Origin of the sequence: Allosphingosinicella sp. (assembly GCF_036570505.1) — a bacterium.
In the GTDB taxonomy this organism is placed as follows: Bacteria; Pseudomonadota; Alphaproteobacteria; order Sphingomonadales; family Sphingomonadaceae; genus Allosphingosinicella.
On sequence record NZ_DATCYB010000108.1, the window covers coordinates 1 to 4,092 of the forward strand.

The 4,092-nt window shown below is 68.7% G+C and carries 6 protein-coding genes; 5 read left to right on the top strand and 1 reads right to left on the bottom strand.

Going from position 1 to position 4,092, the window contains the following annotated elements; genetic code table 11:
• Positions 1–233, top strand: a 233-nt coding sequence (locus VIR62_RS13365) for a hypothetical protein (protein ID WP_431872034.1), incomplete at its 5' end; no start/stop codon positions are given.
• 31 nt (positions 234–264) lie between these two features.
• On the opposite strand, the gene VIR62_RS13370 is transcribed toward VIR62_RS13365, so the two are convergent.
• Positions 265–834: a hypothetical protein gene (locus tag VIR62_RS13370; RefSeq protein WP_431872036.1), complete on the bottom strand. Its 570-nt coding sequence runs from the start codon at positions 832–834 to the stop codon at positions 265–267.
• 179 nt (positions 835–1,013) lie between these two features.
• On the opposite strand from VIR62_RS13370, the gene VIR62_RS13375 reads away from it, so the two are divergent.
• The 4 genes from VIR62_RS13375 (at position 1,014) to VIR62_RS13390 (ending at position 3,871) form a co-directional block, all read left to right on the top strand.
• Positions 1,014–1,445, top strand: coding sequence for a CHRD domain-containing protein (locus tag VIR62_RS13375; protein ID WP_431872038.1), 432 nt, complete (start codon positions 1,014–1,016; stop codon positions 1,443–1,445).
• 333 nt (positions 1,446–1,778) lie between these two features.
• The gene (locus VIR62_RS13380; RefSeq protein WP_431872039.1) at positions 1,779–2,231 is read left to right on the top strand and encodes a PA2169 family four-helix-bundle protein; all 453 of its coding nucleotides are present in this window, start codon (positions 1,779–1,781) and stop codon (positions 2,229–2,231) included.
• A 154-nt stretch (positions 2,232–2,385) separates the two neighbouring features.
• Positions 2,386–3,381: a hypothetical protein gene (locus VIR62_RS13385; protein WP_431872040.1), complete on the top strand. Its 996-nt coding sequence runs from the start codon at positions 2,386–2,388 to the stop codon at positions 3,379–3,381.
• A gap of 112 nt (positions 3,382–3,493) precedes the next feature.
• Positions 3,494–3,871: a VOC family protein gene (locus tag VIR62_RS13390; RefSeq protein ID WP_431872042.1), complete on the top strand. Its 378-nt coding sequence runs from the start codon at positions 3,494–3,496 to the stop codon at positions 3,869–3,871.
• The last annotated feature ends 221 nt before the right edge of the window (positions 3,872–4,092 follow it).

The window sequence follows — 4,092 nt, forward strand, 5'->3', positions numbered from 1 at the left end:
CCGCGTCGGCACGATGCAGGCCCGGCTCGCCACGAAAGTCGCCGCCGTCCTGCCGGACCGGCCCTGAGGGCATCGACCTCAACTATCTCTATCACCGCCAGCAGATCTCCATGATGCGGGCCGCTGCCGCCACCTGCGACAGATCGCGCGCCGCCCATCAGGGGCTGGCCGACGGCTATGGCGGCGTGATCGCGTCCGAACGCTCGCTGAGGGGCGTGCCGCCGGCGCCCTGACCGGTTCTGGCCGCGAACCTGGTCCGCCGGGTCAACGCGCGCGCCAGCGCCGCAACGCCTCCTCGTAAGCCGCCTCGGCCTTGTCGCGCCGAGCCTCCAGCCGCTCGCGTTCCTCGTCCTGATTCTTCTCCAGCGCCTTGCGCTCGCGGACCAGCTCGGCCTCGCGTTCGCGTATCTCCTTCAACGCCGCCTCGTGCCCCGCCTCGGCCTCGGCCAGCGCCTGCTCGGCTTCGTCGAGCCTGGCCCGGCTGGGGCGGGGAGTAGGTTTCGGCGGCGGCTTTGCCTTCACTTTTCGAGTCGACCTGGCCGCGGCCCCTTCCTCCAGCTCAGCCTTCGCGCCCTTTCGCGCCGCAGGCTTCTTGGTCTCCCCCAAAGCCGCGATCTGCTCGGCCGCCGTGCCGCGCAGGCGCTTGATGACCTTGCCGGGGCTTTCGAGCGGCGCCTTCGTCAGCTCGGGATCGGTGACCAGTTCCGCCTGTTTGCGCTGGAACACATCCTTGTCCGACCCCCACGCCTCGATCGCCGCCTTCTGCGTCGGCGCCGCCACATAGGCGTCGTGAAAGCCGATGGGGATTTTGTAGACCTTTAGCGCGCGCGCCATGGGCGAAGAATAGCGATTGTCGCGGGAACGCGGAAGAACACGCTGTTCGGCCTGATCCTGCGCCCGCTCCGTCCCGCCCGCCGGAACCCCGGCGGATCCCGCCCGTTCCTCCGCCCAGCGCGCGCCCCGGCCTGTCGCTTTTCGCTCACGATCCGCGCGTGCGCGAAGGAGATGCCACCATGAAGACCATGCTTTCGATCGCCGCTCTCGGCACGATCGCCGCGCTGTCGGCCGCCGGTGTCGCCGCCCAGGAGGGCGGGCGGCCCTTTACCGTCGAGATGACTGGCGCCGCCGAAGTGCCCGGCCCGGGGGACGAGGACGGCAGCGGCACCGCCACTCTCCGCGTCAATCCCGGCCAGGGCCGGGTCTGCTACACGCTCGACGTCGAGGGCATCGAGCCGGCAACGGCGGCGCACATCCACCGCACGCCGCCCGATCCGGGTCCGGTGGTCGCCCCCCTGGACGCGCCGGCCGACGGCAACAGCAGCGGCTGCGCGGACGTGGAGCGCGCGCTGGCGCAGGAGATCATCCGCGACCCGTCGATCTTCTACGTCAACGTCCATAACGAGGATTTCCCCGGAGGCGCGGTGCGCGGCAATCTGAGCCGGTAGGGCCCGCCGCCATGCTGAAGGATCAGATTCCTCCGCCATCGTCGCGGTGAGCGACCCTGCCCGCGCGCGCGCCTTCTACGGCCACGTGCTGGGGCTGGCTCCGGCGCCTCGAAGGCAACATCCATGTCGCCGGCGGCTCGAAGCGGGTCTGGCTGAAGGATCCCGACGGCAACATCCTGCACCTCAATTCGATGTAGGCAGGCTGCCGCCGACGCCGCGGCTCCTCCCGGCTGGCGCGAGGCTCGAATGGTCGCCGTGCCCTTTGCGCGGTGCATCCATGCCGCCCGTCGATGCGTTGTCCTGTCACCCCCCTCAAGCATGAAGGACCCGAGAATGTTCGACAAAGACATCAAGACCCTCAACTCGCTCATCGCCACCACCATCGACAGCATCGACGGCTATAGGGAATCGGCCAACGCCGTGGAGGGCGGAAGCTTCGCGCAGATGTTCAACGATCGCGCGTCCGAACGGCGCGAAGTGCTGACCAAATTGCAGTCCGAGGTCGCCCGTCTGGGCGGCAATCCGGAGGATGCCGGCACCACGGCCGGCGCGGCGCATCGCGGTTTCGTGAACCTCAAGTCGGCCGTCACCGGCCGGGACGACAAGGCTGTGATCAACGAGGTCGAACGCGGCGAGGATCACATCAAGGCGAAGTTCGAAGAGGCGCTGCGCGACGACGATCTCTCGCCTGAGGTCCGCGCCGTGATCCAGGGATGTTTCACCTCGGTGAAGCAGGGTCACGACCAGATGAGCGCCCTCAAGCACTCGATGGAAGCCGCCGGCTAATGAGGCGGGAGGGCGGGGGCTTCGGCTCCCGCCCATTCTTCTCGACACGATCACGCCGGGCGAGCGCAGCGGCGATGGGCTCGGCAGCGAGACGGGGAACAGAAGACGAACAACATTCTTGAAATGTAGGATTTCCCTTGTTCTACCCTGCTCAATGAGCAGCAACAGCACCCCATCGCCCGACGCCTCGTCCACCGATGCGGCCGTCTTCCCCTCCATGCCCGCGGCCGAAGCCATCATCGAGGCCGAGCCCGCCCGGAAGCGCATCGGCTGGATCGACGGGCATTTGCCCGATATCGTCGAGCCGCTTGATCCCCAGCATCCCGACACCGCCTTCACCGAGACCCGGCGCCTGCGCCACGACGGCTGGACGCCGGAAAAGATGCGGCTGTTCCTGTCGCGCCTCGCCGAATGCGGCGTCGTCAAGGAAGGCTGCCTCGCCTGCGGCATGAGCGCCCGCTCCGCCTATAATTTGCGCGACCGCGATCCGCTGTTCGCCGCCGGTTGGGAGGCGGCCTGCGTGATGGCGCGGCCGCGGCTCGCCGACGAGGCCTTCTCGCGGGCCATGAACGGCATCGTCGAGCGCATCTACAAGGACGGCATGATCGTCGCCGAGCGCCATCGCTACGACAACAAGCTCACCATGGCGGTGCTTGGCCGACTCGACGCGCGGCACGACCGCGACGAGGAGCGCGGCGCGGCGCATCTGGGGCTGATCGCGCGCTGGGACGACTATCTCGCCGCTTCGGGCGAGGACCGGCGCGAGGACGGCCTGGCCCTGCTCGCCCCACCCGAGCCGGAGCCTCAGGGCGACCTGCGCACGAACGCGCCAGACAATGAACTTCATGAACTTTGCGAGGGCGGGGAGGCCGGAATGGACAAGGATCCGCACACCATCTGGGAGGACGATGAAGGCCTTTGGTGGACCGACTATCCCCCGCCCGTCGATTTCGACGGTGAGGAGAAAGGCGATTATGGCGATTTCCACGACCGCCGCACGCTCACGCCGGCCGACCAGGCCGCGGTCGACGCGGGCCTGGCCGCCAACCTTTCCCTGAAACGCGCCACCGCCGAAGCCCAGCGCGATGCGTTCTTTGCACCCGAGCCGCCAGCCGGGCCGCCCGAAGACAGCGAAGCCGACACGAAGTGACGCGCGAGCAGTCGCCGGAGTCGGCGAAGGCCGCCCTGACCCCCGCCCCACAGGTTTGAACCTCCGGTCCGCACGACGGTTATCCAGCCGATCCGTTCCAAGGAGACACCTGATGCTGAAGGACCATGACAGCTCCGCCATCGTCGCCGTCAGCGACCTCGACCGCGCCGGCCAATTCTACGGCGACGTGCTGGGCCTGGAGCTCGCCGATGAGGGCAAGGAGGAAGGCGTGCTCGTCTACCGCACCGGCGCCACCCAACTCGTCGTCTACCAGTCCGAATATGCCGGCACCAACCGCGCCAACGCCGTCGTCTGGGGCGTCGGCGACGATCTCGCCGCGATCGTCTCCGCGCTGGAGGCGAAGGGCGCCCGGTTCGAACATTATCCCGACATCGGCCGCCTCGAAGGCAACGTCCACGTCGCCGGCGGCGCCAAGCTGGTCTGGCTGAAGGACCCCGACGGCAACATCCTGCACCTCAACTCGATGTAGGGCGGCCGCCGCCTGGGCCGGCGCTGACGCGAACCCGTTTCGCGCGACTCCGTGGCCGGGGTTATGCTCGGCCTCCCGAAGCTCCGGAGGGGAGGTGCCCATGCCCGCCGATACCAGAGGGGCCGCGCATGCCCTTGCCTTCGCCCTTCTGCTCGCCCTCCTCCCCGCCTGCGCCACCCTCGGCCGCGACGACCTCGTGTGGATCGACGTCGGCGGCGACA